Here is a 20,185-nt window from a genome sequence, read left to right on the forward strand (position 1 = left end):
CGGGCGCCGTCGCCCTGGTCGCCGCCCTCGCGCTGCCGCTGCGCGCGGTGGCCGTCCACCGTGCGGTGGGGGTGCACACGGGCCGCGAGGACGTCGTCCGGGCCCGGCCCACCAAGCGGCGCCTGGTCGCCGAACTCACACTGCTGGCCGTGGCGGTGGGCGCGGTCCTGACGCTGCGCACGCGCGGCACGTCCGCCGAGGGCGACCCCACCGGCGACGAACTGGTGTCGCTGGCCCCCGTGCTGGTGGCGGTGATCGCCGCCCTGGTGCTGGTGCGCCTGTACCCGCTGCCGCTGCGCGGCCTGGCCCGCCCGGCGCGGCGGATGCGGGGCGTGGTGGGCCCGCTGTCGCTGGCCCGGGCGGGACGCGCGGGCGGTTCCACGGTGCTGCCGCTGCTCGCGCTGCTGACGGCGCTGACCACCGCCGCGTTCGGCGGCTCGGTCCTCACGGGGGTGACCGACGCCCGGGAACGCGCCGCGGTGTTCGCCGTCGGCGCGGACGCCCGCGTCGACAACCTCGGGGAGAGAGCGGCGGCGGACGTCGAGGAGCGCGTACGACGCGTCCCCGGCGTCGAGGACGTCACCCCCGTGAAGGTGTCCTACACCGCGCTCGCCGCGAGCCTGCGCGTGTCGCTGGCCGGGGTCGAACCGGACGCGTACGCGGCGCTGAGCGGCCGCCTGGACGCCGGCGCCTTCGACGCGGACCTGCTGAAGGCGGACGGTGAGGACGCGGTGCCCGCGCTGGGCTCCCCCGAGATGCAGGAGCGGCTCGGCGACGCCCCGTTCCCGGTGATCCTGGACGACGGCGACTCGTTCACCGCGCGGATCGTGGCGGTGCGCACCTGGACACCGGCCCTCGGCGCGGACGACTTCCTGGTGGTGGACGGCTCCGCCCTGCGCGCGGGTCTCGAACCGCCCACCGGGCTGCTGGTCACGGGCGACCACGCGGACGCGGCGGCGCTGAAGAAGGCCGCGGGCGGTGACGCTCAGGTCCGGCTCCGGTCGGACGTGGCCGCCGCCACCGTCGAGTCGCCCCTGCAGACCGGCGCCGAGCGCGTCTACGCGGCCGCGGTGGCGGCGGGCGCCGGGTACGCCGCGCTCGCCCTGCTGCTGACCCTGCTGCGCGCCGCACCGGAACGCGCCGCGCTGCTGGCCCGGCTGCGCACCATGGGCCTCACCCGCGCCCAGGGCAGACGGCTGCTGATCCTGGAGTCGCTGCCGCAGGCGCTGCTCGCGGCGGTGGGCGGCGCCCTCACCGCGTGGGCGGCGATACGGCTGCTCGCGCCCGGCATCGACCTGACGACGGTCGCCGTCGCCTCCGGCGCGCCCGCCGCGGGACGCGCCCTGCTGCGCGCCGACCAACTGTCCCTGCTGGTGCCGGCGCTGGCGGTGGTCGCCCTGACCGTCGGCGTCGCGGCGGCCCAGGCCTGGTGGTCCGGGCGCAGGGGCGCGGTGCGCGAACTCCGGGCGGGTGACGCGCGATGACCCCGCCCGACTCCGTGTCTCTCCCCGCAGGAGGTTGCCGATGACCTCGGACCCGACCCTCGCCGACCTCACCGAGCGCGTCGCGGCCCGCCGCGACCGGCCGGCGTACGGCCATGACGCGCTCATCACCTGCGACCGCCTGGTCCGCGTGTTCACCGCGGACGGCGTGGAGGTGCAGGCGCTCCAGGGGCTCGACCTGCTGGTGCGGGAGGGCGAGCTGATGGCGCTGGTCGGGGCGTCCGGCTCCGGCAAGTCGACCCTGATGAACATCCTGGCCGGCCTGGACACCCCCACGGCCGGCGCGGCCCGGGTGGCGGGCCGTGACCTGCTGACGATGTCCGCGCGGGACCGGCTCGCCTACCGGCGCGAGGTCGTCGGCTTTGTATGGCAGCAGACCTCCCGCAATCTGCTGCCGTATCTGACGTCGGCGCAGAACGTGGCGCTGCCGATGCAGCTCTCCGGCCGCCCCGGCGGACGCTCCCGCTCCGCGCGCCGGGCCCGTGCCGAACGCGCGCTGGAACTGCTGGAGATGCTGGAGGTGGCGGACTGCCGGGACCGGCGCCCGCACGAGATGTCCGGCGGCCAGCAGCAGCGGGTCGCCATCGCCGTGGCCCTGGCGGGCGGCCCGTCGGTGCTGCTCGCGGACGAACCGACCGGCGAGCTGGACTCGCACACGGGTGAGCAGATCTTCGCCGCGTTCCGCACGGCCAACGAGCGGCTCGGCACGACCGTCGTGATCGTCACCCATGACCAGGCGGTGGCGAACGAGGTCAGCCGCACGGTCGCCATCCGCGACGGCCGCACCTCGACGGAGGTGCTGCGCCGCAGCGAGGTGGACGAGGCCACGGGCCACGAGAAGGTGGTCGCGCGCGAGTACGCGATGCTGGACCGCGCGGGGCGTCTCCAGCTCCCGGCGGAGTACACCAGCGCGCTGGGCATGCGGGACCGCGTGGCTCTGGAACTGGAACCTGACCACATCGCGGTCCGCCCGGACGACAGCGGGCGGGAGGAAGGGTGAGACGGGCGCCGGGCCTCAGCGGAGCTGAGCCTTAGGCGCCCCCGAACCGGCCCCCTCAGGCGGGTGCTGAGCCTCACGCGCCCCGAACCGGCCCCCTCAGGCGGATGCTGAGCCTTACGCGCCCTCGAACCGGCCCCCTCAGGCGGGTGCTGAGCCTCACGCGCCCCGAACCCGCGCCTCAGCGAACGCTGAGTCCCAGTGCCCCCACGCCCGCCCGTCGGACGGCGACGGACCCGTAGGGCGTCCGCAGCCGCAGCCAGGAGCCGGACGAGAACAGCGCCTGGTCCTCGCCCCGGAGGAAACCGAGCGACTGGGCGGCGTGCACGGCACGCACGGGCAGACCGGTGTCCGCGACCGTGCGGGACCACAGCTCCCGCCCGATCCGGTCGAGTTCCGCCCGCGTCCGCTGCTCGGGCGGCAACTGCTCGGTGCGGGAGCGGAATTCGGCGACCGAGGCGGCGACGAGCCGGCGCAGCAGCTCCGGCTCGGGCAGACCCGGTACGGGCTGCCAGCCGCCGCGCGGCGGGAGCACCCCGGCCCACGGCGGCCCGGTGACCGCCGCGGGGACGGCCGCGGTGGCGGCGGACTCGTCCACCGACTCCAGCAGCTCACCGGCGGACACGGTCACGTCCAGGGTGACTTCGAGCCCGTTCTCGTACGGCTTGGCCAGCCGCACGGCGCGGATCGCCAGCACCTCGAAGGAGGGCGGCTGGCCGAACACGGCGAGCGCCGTGCCGGCGGCCTGCAGGCGTACCGCTGCTCCACGGTCGTAGTGGAGCAGCCGGGAGAGGAAGGCGGCGAGGTCCGCCGCCTCCGTCCCGTCGGCTAGATGGAGCACCGTCATGCGGCGACGGCCCCCTGGCTGCCGGAGTCGTCCATGTACTCCTTGAGGAAGGCGCGCTCCTCCTCGGTGATACGGCGGGGCCGCTGCGCCTCGAAGTCGAACGGCACGATCACCGTCGACGCGCGGACGTAGACCAGGTCGTCGTCCTTCACCTCGTAGGTGAGGGTGAAGGACGCCGCCCTGATCTCCGTGACCCACAGCTCGACGTCGACCGGGTGGTGCCGGTGCACGAGCTGCCGCTTGTAGTCGATCTCGTGGCGCGCCACCACGGACCCCTGCTGGAAGTCCTTCTCCGGGCGGAACAGGAAGTCGATACGGGCCTCCTCCAGATAGCGGAGGAACACCACGTTGTTGACGTGGCCGTACGCGTCCATGTCCGCCCAGCGCAGCGGGCAGCGGTAGATGTGCCGCAAGAGATCAGCCCCGGGTCAGCTTCTTGTAGGTGGCGCGGTGCGGACGGGCGGCGTCCGGGCCGAGCCGCTCGATCTTGTTCTTCTCGTACGACTCGAAGTTGCCCTCGAACCAGAACCACTTGGAGTCGCCCTCGTAGGCCAGGATGTGCGTGGCCACGCGGTCGAGGAACCACCGGTCGTGGGAGACGACCACGGCGCAGCCGGGGAACTCCAGCAGCGCGTTCTCCAGGGAGGAGAGCGTCTCGACGTCGAGGTCGTTGGTCGGCTCGTCGAGGAGCAGCAGGTTGCCGCCCTGCTTGAGGGTGAGCGCGAGGTTGAGGCGGTTGCGCTCACCGCCGGAGAGCACACCGGCCGGCTTCTGCTGGTCCGGACCCTTGAACCCGAACGCGGACACGTAGGCCCGGCTCGGCATCTCGACCTGTCCGACGTTGATGTAGTCGAGGCCGTCGGAGACGACCTCCCACAGCGTCTTCTTGGGGTCGATGTTCTCGCGGCTCTGGTCGACGTACGAGATCTTGACCGTGTCGCCGACCTTGATCGTGCCCGAGTCGGGCTGCTCGAGGCCCTGGATCATCTTGAACAGCGTGGTCTTGCCGGCGCCGTTCGGGCCGATCACGCCGACGATGCCGTTACGGGGCAGCGTGAAGCTGAGGTCGTCGATCAGGAGCTTCTCACCGAAGCCCTTGGTGAGGTTGTTGACCTCGACCACGACGTTGCCCAGCCGGGGGCCCGGCGGAATCTGGATCTCCTCGAAGTCCAGCTTCCGCATCTTGTCGGCCTCGGCGGCCATCTCCTCGTAGCGGGCCAGACGCGCCTTGGACTTGGCCTGGCGCCCCTTGGCGTTGGAGCGCACCCACTCGAGCTCGTCCTTGAGGCGCTTCTGCCGCTTGGCGTCCTTCTGGCCCTCGACCTTGAGGCGGGCGGCCTTCGTCTCGAGGTACTTGGAGTAGTTGCCCTCGTAGCCGTGCAGCCGGCCGCGGTCGACCTCGCAGATCCACCCGGCGACGTTGTCGAGGAAGTACCGGTCGTGGGTCACGGCCACGACGGTGCCCTCGTACTTGGCGAGGTGCTGCTCCAGCCAGTTCACCGACTCGGCGTCGAGGTGGTTGGTGGGCTCGTCGAGGAGCAGCAGGTCGGGCTGCTCGAGGAGGAGCTTGCAGAGCGCGACGCGGCGCTTCTCACCGCCGGAGAGGTTGGTGACGGGCCAGTCGCCGGGCGGGCAGCCCAGGGCGTCCATGGCCTGCTCGAGCTGGGCGTCGAGGTCCCAGGCGTTCGCGTGGTCCAGTTCCTCCTGCAGCTTGCCCATCTCTTCGAGCAGCGCGTCGGAGTAGTCGGTCGCCATCTGCTCGGCGATCTCGTTGAACCGGTCGAGCTTGCCCTTGATCTCGGCGACGCCGTCCTGCACGTTCTCCAGGACCGTCTTCGACTCGTCCAGCGGCGGCTCCTGGAGCAGGATGCCGACGGTGTAGCCGGGGGTGAGGAACGCGTCACCGTTCGAGGGCTGCTCAAGCCCCGCCATGATCTTCAGAACGGTCGACTTACCGGCGCCGTTCGGGCCGACGACGCCGATCTTCGCCCCAGGGAGGAAGTTCAGGGTGACGTCGTCGAGGATCACCTTGTCGCCGTGCGCTTTGCGCGCCTTGCGCATGGTGTAAATGAACTCAGCCAAGAGAAACCGTCCGGCAACTTGAAATCTGGCAGTGGGCAGATACACCCCATCTTGCCCGACCGCCACCCCTGGGGGGAAACCCGTATCACCTAAGGCCGCTGACCTGGGGGGATGCGGGCGCGGGGCGCGGCGGGACCGTCACTGTCGGTCATGGCCCCGCGTTCCCTCCCGTACTGTGCAGCCGCATGACCGAGATCGAGATCACCGCCGATCTGGTCCGCGAGCTGCTGAGGGAGCAGCATCCGGACCTGGCGGGGCTCCCCGTCCGCGAGGTGGACGGCGGCTGGGGCAACCAGATGTGGCGCCTCGGGGACGAACTGGCGGTGCGCATGCAGCGCATGGACCCCACCCCGGAGCTCCAGTTCAACGAGCGGCGGTGGCTGCCCGTGCTGGCCCCGCGCCTGCCGCTGCCGGTGCCCACCCCGGTGCGGTCCGGGGAACCGTCCGCCCGCTTCCCCAAGCACTGGACCGTGATGACGTGGGTGCCCGGCGATCCGCTGGACTGCTCCTCGATCAGCCGCGGCGACCACTCGGCCGACTCCCTGGCCGGCTTCCTCCGGGCGCTCCATGTGGAGGCGCCCGCCGACGCGCCGGTCAGCAGGGACCGCGGCGGACATCCCAAGGAGTGCACGGACGGCTTCGACCGGTTCTTCCACGCCGTCGTCCCCGCCGGCCTCGCGGGCGACGTCCGGGCCGTCTGGGACGACGCCGTCGCCGCGCCCGAGTGGGAGGGGCCGCCGCGGTGGGTGCACGGCGACCTGCACCCGGCCAACGTGGTCGTCTCGGACGGGACGCTCTCGGGGGTCATCGACTTCGGCGACATGTTCGCGGGCGATCCCGCGTGGGACCTCGCCGCCGCATGGGTCATCCTTCCCGCGGGCGCCGCCTCCCGCTTGTTCGCCGCGTACGGGGACACGGACGCGGGGACGATACGTCGCGCCCGTGGGCTGGCCGCGCTGAAGAGTCTGTTCCTCATGCTGATGGGCCGGAACGGGGAGCTGGGCCTTCCCGGCGGCAAGCCGGCGTGGGGCCCGGCGGGCCGGGCGGCGCTCGATCGGGTTCTGAGGGGCTGACGGGCTGACGCGGCGGACGGCCGTGCGACAGGTCGGGGCAGGTGCGCGCTCGCGGCTGTTGCGAGCGCATCGCACCTGGTCAGGCCATGTACGACGGCTGTAGCCGCAATGCGTTCCTTCTGCCACGGTGTCCCGCATGGACGGGAAGCAGCACGCACACCACGACCATGACCGGCAGGAGCGGCCCACGCGGACGCGGCGGCCGAGGCGGTGGAGGCATCGCCTCGCCCACCTCCTCACCCCCCACAGTCACGAGGCCGGCGACAAGGTGGACGCCGCGATGGAGACCTCCCGCGAGGGCATGCGCACACTGTGGATCTCGCTGGTCGTCCTGGGCGTCACCACCGTCGTCCAGGCCGTGATCGTCGCCCTGTCCGGGTCCGTGGCCCTGCTCGGCGACACCGTCCACAACGCCGCCGACGCCCTGACCGCCGTCCCGCTGGGCATCGCCTTCCTCCTCGGCCGGCGCCCGGCCAACCGCCGCTACACCTACGGCTACGGCCGTGCCGAGGACCTGGCCGGCGTCCTCATCGTGGCCACCATCGCCGCCTCCGCCGTCCTGGCCGCCTGGACGGCCGTCGACCGGCTCCTCAACCCCCGCGACGTCACCCATCTCTGGGCCGTGTCGGGCGCCGCGCTGGCCGGCTTCGTCGGCAACGAATGGGTGGCCCGCTTCCGCATCCGCACCGGCCGCCGTATCGGCTCCGCCGCCCTCGTCGCCGACGGCCTGCACGCCCGCACCGACGGTTTCACCTCCCTGGCCGTCCTGCTGGGCGCCGGCGGCGCCGCCCTCGGTTGGCGCGCCGCCGACCCGGTCGTCGGGCTGCTCATCACTCTGGCCATCCTGCTGGTCCTCAGGGACGCGGCCCGCGAGGTCTACCGGCGGCTGATGGACTCCGTCGACCCGGCGTTCGTCGCCACGGCCCACGCCGCGCTCCGCGGTGTCGACGGCGTCCTCGGCACCGGTCAGGTGCGGATGCGGTGGATCGGCCACGCCCTGCGCGCCGAGGCGGACATCGTCGTCGACGCGCGGCTCACCGTGGTCGAGGCCCACCGCATCGCCGTCGCCGCCGAACACGCCCTCATCCACGCGGTCCCCCGCCTGACGGCCGCCACGGTCCACACGGACCACACCCCGGTCGAGGACGACCCCCACGCCGTCCTCCACCACCACACCTCGGCCGGCCGACGGACGGCCCCCACACCCGCCCCCTCCACCTCGAACTGACCCCGCCCGAGGGGGCGCATGCCGCGATCACCTCATGGTCGGGTGCGCGTACTTCTCGGCCCTGGACGACGCTGCCGCCCTCGGGGTACTGGACCGCCCCGGCGGCCCCCACGGCTCCGCGTTCGACACACGCCCTCCGAGTCCACCGCCCACATCCGTGAGTCCGTCTCTTCGGCCTTTCCGGTAGCGCCCGCCCGCTCGCTCGGAGAGGATCACCGGCATGGTCTCGACGGTGGCGAACAACGAGTTCTGCGTCCTCCTCGCCGAAGCGGAACGGGCCGCGCTGCCCCCCGGCGTCCGCGTAGCCGGCACCCTCGCATGAGTGCCTCAGCGGAGCGTCCCCTCCTCTTCCTCGACGTCGACGGCCCGCTGATCCCGTTCGGGGCACCGCAGCCCCCTCCCCCGGCAGCCACCGCCGACGACGGCAACCCCCTGCTCGCCCGTCTCGACCCCGCCCTCGGCGCCCGCCTGCTCGCGCTGGGGTGCTCGCTCGTGTGGGCCACCACATGGAGAGAGGAGGCGAACGACGTGGTCGCACCGCGCCTCGGGCTGCCGAGGCTTCCCGTACTGGACTGGCCGGAGGCCGACGAGCCAGGCCCTCGCGGCCTGCACTGGAAGACCCGGCCCCTCGTCGAGTGGGCCGGCGGGCGGCCGTTCGTCTGGGTCGACGACGAGATCGGCGCCGTCGACCGTCAGTGGGTCGCCGCCGCCCACCCCGGGCCGGCGCTGCTCCACCGCGTCGACCCGGCCCGATGCCTCCAGGACTCCGACTTCCGCGCCCTCACCGACTGGCTCGCCGCCCTCGGCCGCCCGTCGTGAGGCGCCGCGGGGCACAAGCCCCGCGTCCGTCCTCCGTCAGCCGTGATCGCCGGAGGCGCCCTGCCGCTGGCGGGTGATGACCAGGCCCGCGCCGCCGAGGACGACCAGCGCGATGGCGGTGCCGGTGATCCACGGAGTGGCACTCGACGCGCCGGTCTCGGCGAGGTTGGTGTCCGTGTCCGGGACGGAGACCGCGCTCGGCGTCGGACCCGTGACGGTCTGGGTCGTCGTCCCCAGCTCGGCGGCCTTGGTACGGCAGTCGAGCATCCCGGTGAAGCGCTGCTGGAAGCCGTCCGGCCCCTCGACGGTGAAGTCGTACGGCTGGTCCTCGTTCAGCGGGACGGTCACCGTGTGGGAGCTGCCCGCCTCCACCGTGTACTCGGCGCCCGCCAGCGTGAAGGCGAACGCGGCGTCACCCTGGTTGGCGACCGTGACGTCCACCGCGCCCGCGGCGCAGTTCTCGCGGGCGGACACCGCCGGTATCCCGCCCTCACCCGTCCAGCTGGCGCTCGCCGTCGCGGAGACGGTCGACTCGCTGGACCCGGCCAGGATCTGCGTCTGGCTGCGGCTCTCGGAGACGAAGGCACGGCCGACCGGCACGCTCGTCGCCGCCTGCACGGTCAGCTGGGCGGTGCCCGCCTCCGCGTCCTCGGGGACCTCGACGTACAGCTTGCTGCCGTTGCCGGCGGTGGTGACCGGCTCACCCTTGGCGTCCACGATCCGTATGCCGGAGGTGGCCGCGTCCGCGGGCGGGGAGACCGTGACGCTCCGCGCGTCGGTGCGGACGGTGACCGGGCCGAGCCGCTCGCCCGGGCGGCCGGCGACGACCGGCGGGTCCAGGGTCAGCGACGCCTGCGGCTCCGCCGCCTTCTTCGCCTTCTTCTCCAGGTAGTCGGCGAGCTGCTCGGCCTGCGGGTCGAGCGCGTCGACGTCCACGCCGTCGGAGTGGCGCCATATCGCCACCTGGGTGCCGGCCGCGGCGTCCTGCTCGGTGAGCTGGCCCCGGACGCCCGCCTTCTTCGCGAGCGCCGCCAGGTCGTTCACCTGCGGGTAGGAGTGCTCAAGGATCCAGAGGATCCGGCCGGCGTCCTTGTTGGTGCCGAGCGAGGTGCCGCTCCAGGCGGTCTCGTGGTACTTCGCGTCCTGCTGGGTGGGGGTGTGGATGTCGACGCAGTAGGTGTGCAGCATGCCGCCGCCCTCGACGGACATCTCGAACAGCCCCGCCGACACCTGCATGTCACCGGCGGCCCCGTGGATGACGGCCGCGCCGTACGTCTTGAGCCCGTCGATCGTCGCGGCCGCTCCGTTGTGCTGCGGCATCGTCCCGGGGTCGCCCGCGGAGGCCGTTCCCGCACCGGCGAGCACGGTGGCGGCGACGATCCCCGTCACCAGCGTTCCCGCCGCCAGGCGGGCCGACCCACGTCCGCGCAGGCGCCGCGCGGAGAACGAAACAGACACCGAATTCCCTTCCGAGCAGGACCCGTTACGTGGGGGGACGGTCCCACCAGCAGAATCTCCGGCCCCGAGAACCCCGGAGCCATGCCCGGCATCCTAAGGAGCCGTCGGACAGCGCTTGCCGGTGATCGCGTCGGAGCGGTGATCCGAATCGGAATCGTTATCGCCAGGACGCCGTTGAACAGGGCTTATCGACAAATCCACGCAGGACGGTTCGCCATGGACCCGCCGATAAGCCTCGGTTCGGACAGCCGCCGCGGCGCAGGCCGACACGGACGGTCACCCCTGATTTCACGTCACCATGGCTGCTTCCGGCCGCAGTTGGGCCGTCGCGTCGCTGTCGACGTCCGTCGTCGCCCCGTCAGCGGGCGGTGACGGGGCCGGGTCCGTCTCCCAGGCGGGTTCGGAGCGGTCCGACGCCGGGTTCAGTTCCGCGCGCGGTGTACGGCGGAAGGCGGTCGTGCCGCGGGCGAGGTCGTGTCCGACGGAGACCGCGTCGATGTCCGCCGACATCCAGTCGGGCTGCCCCTCCCGTGTCTCCGTCCGCACCTTCAACCGGCCTTGCACGATCACCGGTTCACCCACCGACAGGGACGCCGCCGCGTTGGTGGCGAGCTGCCGGTTGGCCCACACCGTGAAGAAGTTGGTGTGCCCGTCGGCCCAGCTGTTCTTCTCCCGGTCCCAGTAGCGCGCGGTGACCGCGATCCGGAACCTCGCCGAGGGTCCGGAGACCGTCTCCCGGTACACGGGCCGCGTCGCCACGTTGCCCACCACGCACACCATCGTCTCGTTCATCGCGTTTCCCTCCCTGGCCCGGACCCCGCCGGCTTCCTCGCCGGCACCGGGCGGATACGCGTACGGGTCCGTCCCGTACGGCTGCCGTCTGGCGTGATGACCGCGGAACGCCTCGCGCTCCGTGGTCACCGCGCAGTCAGACTGCCTCCGCCGGGCCGGACCCCGCCGAGCCCTGTGGACCGCCCCCACCCTGTGGAAAACTCCGCCACCCGGACGAGTGCCCCGCCCGCTCCTCTCCGCTCCCCTCCCCTCCCCTCCCCCGGACCGAAGCGGGCCTCAGCGCCTTCCGCCCCCCGTCGTCACCCCCGCCACACGCCCGTACTGCTCCCGCACCTCCCGGTACCGCAGCAGCTCCGCCGCCACCGGATCCAGCACGCGGGCACGCCCGCACCCCGCCGCCGCCTCACGCAGCCGTCTCTCCGCCTCCAGCCCGTACCGCCGTGCCGGCCCCCGCGCGGCCATCCGGCAGCTCCACTCGACGAGCGGCCCGCCCACGATCCCGATGACCATCAGCAGCACCGGCACGCCCAGGTTCGGCGCCACGACGCCGATGATCTGCCCGAGCAGCCACAGCCCGCCCACGAACTGCAGGATCGTCATCGACGCCTGGGCGAGCACGGCCACCGGCCACCATCCCGGCCGCGGCGGGCGTCCCGGCGGCAGTCCGGCCCGTACGGCGAGTTCGTCGAGCGCCTCAGGCAGCCCCTGCGACCCGCGCACCGCCGCCTCGCGCACCGCCTGCGCCCAGGGCGCGGGCAGTCCGGTCGAGGCGCGGTCGGCGACCGTGCGGACCGCCTGTTCCACCCGCTGGCGTGCGGTGACCTCCTCGTCGGGCCGGCCGCCGAGCGGGACCCTGCCGGTGGTGGGCTCGCGCCGCGCCTGGCACCAGCGCCACAGCCGCAGCCAGGGGGTGCCGCAGGCGCGGTTGGCGTTGCGCAGCCAGGCGCGTTCGGCCGCCTCGCCCGCCGCGGTGGCGCCCACGGCGTCCGCGAGCCGGTCGGAGAACTCCTCCCGCGCCTCCTCGCTCAGCCCGGTGCGCCGGCGCGTCGCGTACGCGGACCACAGGCGGGCGGCGGTGATGTCGACGTCGGCGGAGATCCGGCGGGCGGGCGCCCCGCGCTCGGCGACGAACCGGGCGAGCGCCTCGCGCAGGTCGCCCACGCCGTCCCCGGTGAGCGCCGACAGGGCGAGCACGGTCGTGCCGGGTTCGCCGTACTCGCCCAGCACGATGCCGTCCTCGTCGAGCAGCCGCCGCAGGTCGTCGAGGACCTGTTCGGCGGCCTCGCCGGGCAGCCGGTCGATCTGGTTGAGGACGACGAACATGACCTCGGCGTGGGCCGCCATGGGCCGCAGGTAGCGCTCGTGCAGCATGGCGTCCGCGTACTTCTCCGGGTCGACGACCCAGATCACCGCGTCGACGAGCCCCAGCACCCGGTCCACCTGCTCGCGGTGCTCCACGGCCGCCGAGTCGTGGTCGGGCAGGTCGACGAGGACGAGCCCGCGCAGCCGTTCGTCGGCGTCCGTCATGGCCTGGAGGGGGCGGCGGCGCAGCCGGGGCGGGATGCCGAGGCGTTCGATGAGGCTCGCCGCACCGTCGCTCCAGCTGCACGCGATGGGGGCGGCGGTGGTGGGACGCCGTACGCCGGTCTCGGAGATGGGCACCCCGGCCAGCGTGTTGAACAGCTGCGACTTGCCGCTGCCGGTGGCGCCCGCGATGGCGACGACGGTGTGCTGCCCGGAGAGCCGGCGCCGCGCGGCGGCCTCGTCGAGCACGCGTCCCGCCTGGGAGAGGGTGCGGTTGTCGAGGCGCGCGCGGCTCAGCCCGACCAGCTCGCGCAGCGCGTCCAGTCGGGAGGCGAGCTGCGGGTCGTACGACGGGGGGACCACCTTCTGCGGTGTGGAGGCGCGGGGCTCCGCCACGACGGGCCGTTCGTCCGAGGGAGTCCTGGAGACGGCCCTGGAGACGGCCCCGGAGGCGGTGCCGGGGGTGGTGCCGGGGGTGCCGGTGGTGCCGTTCATCCGGCGTGCGATCAGCCCGTCGTCCCAGGCGCCGGCGCCGTCCGCGGAGGCGGGGCGTTCGGGCCTCCCGCCGCTGTCGGAGGACTCGGGGTGCTCGGTGTGCTCGGTGTGCTCGGTGTGCTCGGGGTGCTCGGTGTGGTCCTGGTCAGTGACGGCGGTCACCGGTCACCTCTCCTTCTGCAGTACGGACAACGCGGCGATGAGTTCCGGCTGGGGCTCCGCGTGCACCTCGAGCGTGTCGACCGGGGCGAGCCGGCGTTCGCGTTCGGCGCGCATGATCTTGTCCACGTGGGAGACGAGGAGCCGTCCGCCGCGGTCGCGCAGCCGCAGCGCGCCGTGGGCGCCGATCCGCTCGGCGAGGGTCTCCCCGGCGGTCCGGGCGCGGCGGCCGCCGAGGAGGACCGTGGCGACGAGGGCGGTGACCGTCTCGGGCTCGGGCGCGACGCCGCGTTCCAGCTCGCGTACCTCCTCCTCGGCGAGCTCCTCCAGCTCGCGCCGCCAGCGCCGCACGGCGAGGCCGATGCGGTGCTCGACGCTCTCCTGGCCGCTGTCGCGGGCGGCCAGCTCGGGCGCGTCGGCGGCGGGCTCGCGCCGCCAGGCCTCGTCGACGCGTTCGTCGGCGGCGGCGACGGCGCACAGCAGGAGCGCGCTGAGGCTCTCCACGAGCGTGTCGAGCAGCTCGCCGGGGGTGCAGTCGAGGGGGAAGGCGCGCCACCGCTTGAGGGCGTCCCCGGCGAGCACGGCCCCGGCCTGCAGCCGCCCCCGCACCCGCGAGTGCTCGCTGTCGTACGCGGTCTCCACGGCGGAGGTGAGGCGCAGCGCGGCGGCGTACTGGGCGGCGGCGGCGCCGGCCAGCTCGGGCAGCCGGGAGTTGAGCGAGTCGAGGATGCCGTACGCGGTGCGGGCCATGACGTGCTGGCGGGCGGCCGGGTCGAGGGTCTGGTGGACGAGCCAGCTGCGCAGCGCGGCGACGGCGGTGCCGGGCAGCAGCCCGCCGCCCCAGGCGGACTCGGGCAGCTCGGGCACGGTGAACCGGGGTACGTCGCCGAGTCCGGCCTTGGTGAGGAGGGCGCCGTACTGCCGTGACACCTCGGAGACGACCTGGTGCGGCACCCGGTCGAGCACCGTGACCAGGCTGACGTCGTACTCCTTGGCGGTGCGCAGCATGTGCCAGGGGACGGCGTCGGCGTAACGGGCGGCGGTGGTGACCATGATCCAGATGTCGGCGGCGTTGATGAGCTCGGCGGCGAGGATCCGGTTGTCGGAGACCAGGGAGTCGATGTCGGGGGCGTCGAGGAGGGCGAGGCCGGGCGGCAGGGTGTCGGCGGTCTCGACGCGCAGGACGCGCGCGGGGTCCTCCCCGGGCAGCAGCAGGTCGTCGGCGGGGTCCTGGTGGTGGGGCACCCAGACGCGGGTGAGGTCGGGCAGTACGCGCATCCCGCTGAACCAGTGGTGGTCCTCCGGATGGCAGACGAGCACCGGCGTGCGTGTCGTCGGCCGCAGCACCCCCGCCTCGCTGACGCGCCGGCCGACGAGCGAGTTCACCAGCGTGGACTTGCCGGCTCCGGTGGATCCCCCGACGACGGCCAGCAGCGGCGCCCCGGGGTCTCTCAGCCGCGGCATCAGGTAGTCGTCCAGTTGGGCGAGCAGTTCGTCGCGGTTGGCACGCGCGCGGGCGGCCCCGGCGAGGGGCAGCGGGAAGCGTGCGGCGGCGACACGGTCGCGCAGGGCGGAGAGTGCGTCGAGCAGCTGAGGCCGTACGTCCAAGGTCACCACATGCGAAGAATGCCCAATTTCAGGGTAATTCTGAAGCATATGAGCATGTCTGCGTGCCGACAGGACACAAGCGGATGGAAGGGGCGTCTGCGACGCGCGCACAGCCGAGGCATAACGAGTGCACAACACCCGATGCGCCAGAGGCCAAAACGAGTGCACGATTCGTACCTGCCTGCGATTATCAGGACCGCTTCACCGAACCTCCACATCGAGCCACGGAGGCGAGGCGACAGGGACAAGGATGCGGGAGCCCTATCCTTGTCTGCGGCAACGTCGAGGACAGGCCCCCACCAGGGCACCGCGACGACCGGCCACCACACCCGGCCCCCGTAGCTCAGTGGATAGAGCAGGCGCCTTCTAAGCGCTTGGCCGCAGGTTCGAGTCCTGCCGGGGGCGCCAGTGTCCGCCCTCCCCGTCGGGAGGGCTTTCCGCTGCTCGGCGCGGTGCGTGTGACGCAGGCAGGGTCGGTACGCTCCCCGCCATGGGGCTCGACATCACCGTAGTGATCGCCGACCGCTCATGGCTGGCGCGGGTCCCGCCGCGGGAACGGCTGCCGCGGCTGCGGAACGCCTGGTACGCCGACGCGCCGGCGGGCGACGAGGGGTGGGCGTGGCCACAGGGACGGGACAGTTCCGTCTTCGCCGTGTACGAGTTCCCGGACACCCTCGGCTCCTTCAAGCCGCACTTCTGGGCGGGCCACCGATGGGAACCCGTCCGCGACCACGTGGCCCCCTCGCTGCGCACCGAACTGGACGCGTTGCTCAGCGCGCTGGTCTGGGACGGACCGGACGGCGAGGCCGAGCACACCGATACGGGGTTCTTCGGCGAGGGAGGCCGCGGCGTGGTGCTCGCGCGGTCGCCGGAGAGCGTGCGGGAGCTGGCCGCGGCCTGGGACCGCGCGCGCCCTCATCTCGACGAGCTGCATGGGCCGTTCGCCGAGCATGCCGCAGTTCCCGACGGCTGGATTTCTGACTTCGACGCGTTCGCGGATCTGCTGACGCAGTGGGGGGACGTCCTGACCGAGGCGGCCCGGCGTGGGTGGTGCGTGGTGGGGCTGAGCGAGTAGTTCACGCGGTGCGACACAGGCTCGCCCCAGGCGCTCAGGATTTCCCAGCGACCACGCGGACACGGTGTCCGCCCAGCGCCCGCCTCAAACTGTCCGCGAAGCGGGGACGTAGGGGCGGCCAGTCGTCCAACTGGAAACCCAGGTAGCCGAAGGCGACGCAGTCGTCGGTCCACTCCCAGTCGCGGAGTGGCGCATCACGCCCGCAGGCCGGGCAGTCGACGTCGGCGGAGCCTGTCTCGTACCAGGTGCCGATGGCCTCGACAGGCCCGTCCGGGACGGGGGCCGCGCAGCGGGGACAGATCGCCGGGACGGCGGGCCCCGGCGCGGCGGCGAAGACCGTCCGCCCCGTGACGACGTGCAGTTCGCCGCACGGCTCCTCCTTCACGTCCCTGATCCCGGCTCGCCAGTCCCAGGAAGGGACTTCCACGGCTTCCCTCCAGCGTGGTCCGGTCAAGTACGCCACCTCGCCCTGCCACGGCACCGCGCGGATGATCCCCATGTTCTCCAGCCACTCCCTGCCGCGTCGACCGTATGTACTCGCCTCCTCCGCGGAGACGTCCAGATCCACAACGGTCTGTTGGTACGTGCCCACGACGTCCCCTCTTCTTCGCTCCGTGTACGGACCGCACGGTGCCACAGGGTGCGGAGTGATCAAATCGTTGCCGCTGTGTCCGCAACCCCGTACCGGCCTCCCCTGTCCCCTAATCAGCCGCTCGACATGAGCGGGTCACAGGTGAAGGGGAGGGGCACTTGAGGACGAGAAGGGCCATGTGGAGCGCGTTGGTGGCCGGCGGGGCCACGCTCGTGTTCACGGCGGTCTCCGCGGTGCCGGCGGGGGCGGCTGAGGGAGGGGTCTCCTTCAGCAACGTCAAGGTGAACGGCGGCAAGCCGATCGTGATCGGGGTCAAGGAGGAGGTCGTGGTGCGCGCGACCTTCCGGATGACGACCAAGCTCAGGCACGACCCGGGGGTGGCCGTGTTCCCCTACCGCGGCAGCCTCGAGTCCGGCGACCAGCTGTGGAACACGATCGAGACCTCCGACTGCAAGGTGGTGAACCGGGCCAAGGGCATCTGCGACTACGAGGAGCGGCTGTACATCGACCCGCGCCACTACGACTTCGGCAACGAGGACGCGGGCGCGTGGAAAACCGCCGGCCGCGTATGGCTCGCCGGCGACAAGCACGACATCGACGACGTGAAGGTCCCGCTTCAGGTCAAGCGGGCCACCCGCCTCACCGTCAACGCCTCGCCGGAGCCGCTTCGGAAGGGCAGGACGCTCACCGTGACCGGGAAGGTCACCCGGGCCAACTGGGACACTCACAAGTACCAGGGCTACGCGGGCCGCACCGTGAGCCTGCAGTTCAAGGCGGCGGGCGCCACCTCGTACACCACGGTGCGGAGAGTGAAGTCGAGCAGCACAGGCTCACTGCGCGCGACCGTGAAGGCCACGCGGTCCGGCACCTGGCGCTGGGTGTACTACGGCAACACCACCTCCGGCGCGAAGGCGTCGGCCGGGGACTACGTGGTCGTCCGCTAGGTGCCGCCAGGGGGGCGCTCGCGTGCGCATGCGCTCCCCCACGCGGGCACTTACCGCTGTGTCCGGGCGGGCGAACATCCGTACCGAGCTGGGAATTTAACCAGGATCGCCCACAATTGGGTGGTTACGCCTCAATAGTGAGTTCACTGGTAAGGATGGAGCGGTTCACCATCGTTCTCGTTCCGCCCTTCTCGGAGCCGCTCATGCGCACTGCCGCCATCGCCGCCCAGGCCCCACCCCGTGTGGAGGGATCCCGGCCCGTTCCCTCAGAGCCCGAGCAGGCGGAGGAGCGTAAGCTGGCGTTCGAGGGGTTCCGGTACACCTGCCGGATCGTCCACCAGGGCTCACCGCAGACGGAGCCGTTGCTGCTGCTGGGCGGCTCGTCGCAGAACCGGTATTCGTGGCAGAGCCACGAGAAGTGGCTGGCGCCGCTGTGCACGCTGATCACGGTGGACCTTCCCGGGTACGGCAGTTCGGACTTCCTCCCGGCTTCGTACGACATCAGCTTCCTCGGGGACGCGGTGCAGCACATGCTGACGGAGGTCGGCGTGCCCGAGGTGAATCTGTTCGGCGGCTGCTTCGGTGAGGTCGTGGGGCTGCGTTTCGCGCAGCGCCATCCGGAGTCGGTCAAGCGCATGGTCTTCGCAGCCGCGGCGAACCGGCTGCCCGCGCTCTACAGCGAGGCCGTGCCGCGGCTGACCGAGACGTTGGAGCGGGGTGACATCGCGGGGGCCGCGGAGGGGCTGGTGCGGCTGTTCATGTCGAACCCGGAGGCCGGAAAGGTGCGCCGGCACGCGGCCGTGGCGCGGCTGCTCCAGCGGCAGTTCCTGAACCAGACGCAGGACGAGATCAGGAAGGCCGTCGAGCACAACATCCGGCTGGTGACGCACGGATGCTACGAGCCACTGCCGGTGCCGCGGGTGCCGACGCTGGTGTTCACCGGGGAGTACGACACCCTGTGCACGCCGGACATGGGGCGTGATTTGGCTGCCACCATGCCGGGGGCGCTGTTCACCACCGTGAAGGAGGCGGACCACCTCGTCACGGTGGAGCGTCGGGAGGAGTCGGCGGACCTGATCGCCCGCTTCTGCACGGACCTGTCCGTCGAAGGGCTGGCCTACTGCACCGATGTCGAGGTGCCCTGCCCTGCCCGCCTCCACGCCCAAGCGTGACCCCCGGTCTCGAGTCCTCAAGCGCCCGGGCACCAGGAAGGGCCGGAACCTTACGAGGGGTTCCGGCCCTTCCTGGTGCCTGGCGACGAGCGTCAGACCTGCTGGCCGTCGACGGTGAGGCTGGTCTTGCAGGAGACGTCGGCGTCCTTGCCGGAACAGCTCTGCCGTACGTCGTTGACGATGTGGACTTTCCCGTATGTCCTGCTGGTGAGCTCGCGCTCACTGGTGTCCACGCACCGGATGTCGCCCTAGCGGTCGTCGGAGCATGTCGCAGGGGTCTCGGTCGCGACGGCCTGGCCGCCTCCAAGGCCGAGGAGGACGACGCCTCCGAGAACCGCGACCGTCGCTGACGCTGTCTTGCACTCGAACATCTGCCTATTCCTCACGCTCGGCGCCACCTAGACCGACGGCGACACCGCTTGCGACGCCTTGAACACCTGCCTCATCCAACGAACCGGGCAGGCCCGGAGCCCGTGCCGCCCGATGGACGACAGGACTCCGGAGCCTGCCCGAATCACCCTGCAGTGATCACTCGCCGCCGGCGGCGAAGCTGCTGGCGCACTGGATGGAGTTCGTCTCGCTGTTCTCGGCAACACCCAGGCCGAGGATGCCGATGGCCAGGTTGACGTCGTCGATGACGATGAGACCCTTCGCCGAGTTGTCCTGCGGGCAGGCGGTCGCCTGCTCGTTGTTCAGCTCCACGGCCGGGTCGCCGTTGGCGTGGCTGACGCCCGCGCCGAGGAAGCCGACGCTGCCGAGCATGGCCACAACGACCGCAGCCTTCTGGAACTTGCGCATTGCCTCTCCATTCTTCGATTGACCGCTCCGGACGGACCGATCACTGACGGCCGCCAAATTTAGGACGACCCTTGCGGCAATTGATAGAGAAACGCCGAATGGCGCTGGAATTGCGAAAAATAATCTCCGCGCCGCGGTCGCCCGCTCAGAAAATCCGTCCGGCGAATTTCTGAACCGAGCGTGACGCCACCGCGCAGCCTTCGGCGCCAGGTGTTCAACCGACGACGAGGTCGCTCGCGCAGCTCAATTCACCCTTGCCGCCCGAGCAGGTCTGCGACATGTTGTTGTCGATACGGACACGCTCATCCGTCTGGGTGACCCGGTATTCGCGCACCTGGACGCAGCGGAGGTTCCCCTTGTCATCCTTCGCACACGTCCCGGGATTTTCGGCACCCACCGCGGGAACCGCTCCGAATGCGAGCAGAGCAATACTTGCCAGTACGCTTGCGGCCGCCGCCATCTTCTTCGACTTCACCATGAACCTTTTCTGCAACAGATCCGCCGGAACGACGGCCGGCCGGGCAGGTCCCGGTCTCGAACCACGAGAGGCGAGACCAGGACCTGCCCTCAGCCACCGGAGGGTGGTCAGTGACCGCCCAGAGCCACGCTGGAGGCACACGCGATCGAGTTGGTCTCCTCGTTCTTCGCGATGCCGAGACCGAGGAGGGCGCCGACGCCGGCGTTGACGTCGTCGACCGCGACCAGACCCAGGGTCGAGTTGTCCTGCGGGCAGACCGTCGTCTGCTTGTTGTTGAACTCGAACTCCGGACCCTCGCCGGCGTAGCTGACTCCGGAACCGGCGAGCCCGACGGTACCGAGCATGGCCACGACGACCGCGGCCTTCTGGAACTTACGCATTACCTCTCCGTTTCTCATGTGGACACAGTCCGTAGTGGACCTGTCACCGAACGCTGCCAACCTAAGCGACGTTTGCGACTTTTGGTAGCCGAAACGCCTAAATATGCACGTTTGACACGAAGATGCAGGTCAGAGAGGCGCAGGATGACGCCGGACGGGCGA

Annotated in this window: 19 protein-coding genes, 1 tRNA gene and 1 pseudogene; 9 read left to right on the forward strand and 12 right to left on the reverse strand. The window is 71.9% G+C overall.

The annotated features are described in order from the left end of the window. A pseudogene (locus AY578_RS11240) lies at window positions 1-1,484 on the forward strand (ABC transporter permease); the annotation flags it as partial. 40 nt (window positions 1,485-1,524) lie between these two features. Beyond that, window positions 1,525-2,502, forward strand: a complete 978-nt coding sequence (locus AY578_RS11245) for an ABC transporter ATP-binding protein (protein ID WP_028959259.1) — start codon at window positions 1,525-1,527, stop codon at window positions 2,500-2,502. A gap of 178 nt (window positions 2,503-2,680) precedes the next feature. Here AY578_RS11245 and AY578_RS11250 read toward each other — a convergent pair whose 3' ends face one another. From AY578_RS11250 to ettA, 3 genes are read right to left on the reverse strand one after another with little or no spacing between them, the layout of a single operon-like run. Continuing rightward, window positions 2,681-3,346 carry a DUF8185 domain-containing protein gene (locus tag AY578_RS11250; protein ID WP_258902321.1) on the reverse strand — a complete coding sequence of 222 codons (666 nt, stop codon included), beginning with the start codon at window positions 3,344-3,346 and terminating at the stop codon, window positions 2,681-2,683. Continuing rightward, the gene (locus tag AY578_RS11255; RefSeq protein ID WP_019527603.1) at window positions 3,343-3,759 is read right to left on the reverse strand and encodes an acyl-CoA thioesterase; all 417 of its coding nucleotides are present in this window, start codon (window positions 3,757-3,759) and stop codon (window positions 3,343-3,345) included. Before AY578_RS11255 ends, AY578_RS11250 begins: the two co-directional genes overlap by 4 nt. A 4-nt stretch (window positions 3,760-3,763) precedes the next feature. Further along, a complete protein-coding gene (gene ettA, locus AY578_RS11260) occupies window positions 3,764-5,428 on the reverse strand; it encodes an energy-dependent translational throttle protein EttA (RefSeq protein ID WP_026244242.1) in 1,665 nt (554 codons plus the stop codon). A 185-nt stretch (window positions 5,429-5,613) separates the two neighbouring features. Here ettA and AY578_RS11265 point away from each other — a divergent pair, with 185 nt between their 5' ends. The 3 genes from AY578_RS11265 (at window position 5,614) to AY578_RS11275 (ending at window position 8,548) form a co-directional block, all read left to right on the forward strand. Beyond that, window positions 5,614-6,501, forward strand: a complete 888-nt coding sequence (locus tag AY578_RS11265; RefSeq protein WP_258902322.1) for an aminoglycoside phosphotransferase family protein — start codon at window positions 5,614-5,616, stop codon at window positions 6,499-6,501. 136 nt (window positions 6,502-6,637) lie between these two features. Continuing rightward, entirely contained in the window at window positions 6,638-7,729 is a 1,092-nt protein-coding gene (locus tag AY578_RS11270; RefSeq protein WP_019527600.1) for a cation diffusion facilitator family transporter, read from the forward strand. A gap of 318 nt (window positions 7,730-8,047) precedes the next feature. Next, window positions 8,048-8,548, forward strand: a complete 501-nt coding sequence (locus tag AY578_RS11275; RefSeq protein WP_258902323.1) for an HAD domain-containing protein — start codon at window positions 8,048-8,050, stop codon at window positions 8,546-8,548. A 36-nt stretch (window positions 8,549-8,584) separates the two neighbouring features. On the opposite strand, the gene AY578_RS11280 is transcribed toward AY578_RS11275, so the two are convergent. From AY578_RS11280 to AY578_RS11295, 4 genes are all read right to left on the reverse strand, one after another. Then, window positions 8,585-10,006 (reverse strand): Cys-Gln thioester bond-forming surface protein, encoded by a 1,422-nt coding sequence (locus AY578_RS11280; protein ID WP_258902324.1) that lies wholly within the window; start codon window positions 10,004-10,006, stop codon window positions 8,585-8,587. A 288-nt stretch (window positions 10,007-10,294) separates the two neighbouring features. Next, the gene (locus tag AY578_RS11285) at window positions 10,295-10,798 is read right to left on the reverse strand and encodes a single-stranded DNA-binding protein (protein WP_258902325.1); all 504 of its coding nucleotides are present in this window, start codon (window positions 10,796-10,798) and stop codon (window positions 10,295-10,297) included. A gap of 276 nt (window positions 10,799-11,074) precedes the next feature. Next, window positions 11,075-12,979 carry a YfjP family GTPase gene (locus tag AY578_RS11290; protein ID WP_258902326.1) on the reverse strand — a complete coding sequence of 635 codons (1,905 nt, stop codon included), beginning with the start codon at window positions 12,977-12,979 and terminating at the stop codon, window positions 11,075-11,077. Between the two features lie 3 nt (window positions 12,980-12,982). Then, a complete protein-coding gene (locus tag AY578_RS11295) occupies window positions 12,983-14,593 on the reverse strand; it encodes a dynamin family protein (protein WP_019527595.1) in 1,611 nt (536 codons plus the stop codon). Between the two features lie 323 nt (window positions 14,594-14,916). Between AY578_RS11295 and AY578_RS11300 the strand changes: the two genes are divergently transcribed. Both AY578_RS11300 and AY578_RS11305 read left to right on the forward strand, forming a co-directional pair. Then, window positions 14,917-14,992: transfer RNA gene (locus tag AY578_RS11300), tRNA-Arg, on the forward strand. 82 nt (window positions 14,993-15,074) lie between these two features. Beyond that, window positions 15,075-15,659: a hypothetical protein gene (locus AY578_RS11305; RefSeq protein ID WP_136239765.1), complete on the forward strand. Its 585-nt coding sequence runs from the start codon at window positions 15,075-15,077 to the stop codon at window positions 15,657-15,659. Window positions 15,660-15,693: 34 nt separating this feature from the next. On the opposite strand, the gene AY578_RS11310 is transcribed toward AY578_RS11305, so the two are convergent. Next, the gene (locus tag AY578_RS11310) at window positions 15,694-16,251 is read right to left on the reverse strand and encodes a hypothetical protein (protein ID WP_136239766.1); all 558 of its coding nucleotides are present in this window, start codon (window positions 16,249-16,251) and stop codon (window positions 15,694-15,696) included. Between the two features lie 176 nt (window positions 16,252-16,427). On the opposite strand from AY578_RS11310, the gene AY578_RS11315 reads away from it, so the two are divergent. After that, on the forward strand, window positions 16,428-17,195 hold the full coding sequence (locus tag AY578_RS11315) for a hypothetical protein (RefSeq protein ID WP_258907320.1): 768 nt from the start codon (window positions 16,428-16,430) through the stop codon (window positions 17,193-17,195). Window positions 17,196-17,398: 203 nt separating this feature from the next. After that, on the forward strand, window positions 17,399-18,367 hold the full coding sequence (locus AY578_RS11320; protein WP_258902327.1) for an alpha/beta fold hydrolase: 969 nt from the start codon (window positions 17,399-17,401) through the stop codon (window positions 18,365-18,367). Between the two features lie 92 nt (window positions 18,368-18,459). On the opposite strand, the gene AY578_RS11325 is transcribed toward AY578_RS11320, so the two are convergent. The 4 genes from AY578_RS11325 to AY578_RS11340 all read right to left on the reverse strand — a co-directional run bounded on the left by AY578_RS11325 (window position 18,460) and on the right by AY578_RS11340 (window position 20,023). Further along, window positions 18,460-18,600 carry a hypothetical protein gene (locus AY578_RS11325; protein ID WP_258902328.1) on the reverse strand — a complete coding sequence of 47 codons (141 nt, stop codon included), beginning with the start codon at window positions 18,598-18,600 and terminating at the stop codon, window positions 18,460-18,462. Between the two features lie 295 nt (window positions 18,601-18,895). Next, complete coding sequence (locus tag AY578_RS11330) at window positions 18,896-19,165, reverse strand: hypothetical protein (RefSeq protein ID WP_258902329.1); 270 nt, start codon at window positions 19,163-19,165, stop codon at window positions 18,896-18,898. Window positions 19,166-19,379: 214 nt separating this feature from the next. Further along, window positions 19,380-19,643, reverse strand: a complete 264-nt coding sequence (locus AY578_RS11335) for a hypothetical protein (RefSeq protein ID WP_037779503.1) — start codon at window positions 19,641-19,643, stop codon at window positions 19,380-19,382. Window positions 19,644-19,750: 107 nt separating this feature from the next. Next, complete coding sequence (locus AY578_RS11340) at window positions 19,751-20,023, reverse strand: hypothetical protein (RefSeq protein WP_019527569.1); 273 nt, start codon at window positions 20,021-20,023, stop codon at window positions 19,751-19,753. Between the last annotated feature and the right edge of the window lie 162 nt (window positions 20,024-20,185).

This window comes from Streptomyces thermocarboxydus (assembly GCF_024760485.1).
Taxonomy (GTDB): domain Bacteria; phylum Actinomycetota; class Actinomycetes; order Streptomycetales; family Streptomycetaceae; genus Streptomyces; species Streptomyces cellulosae.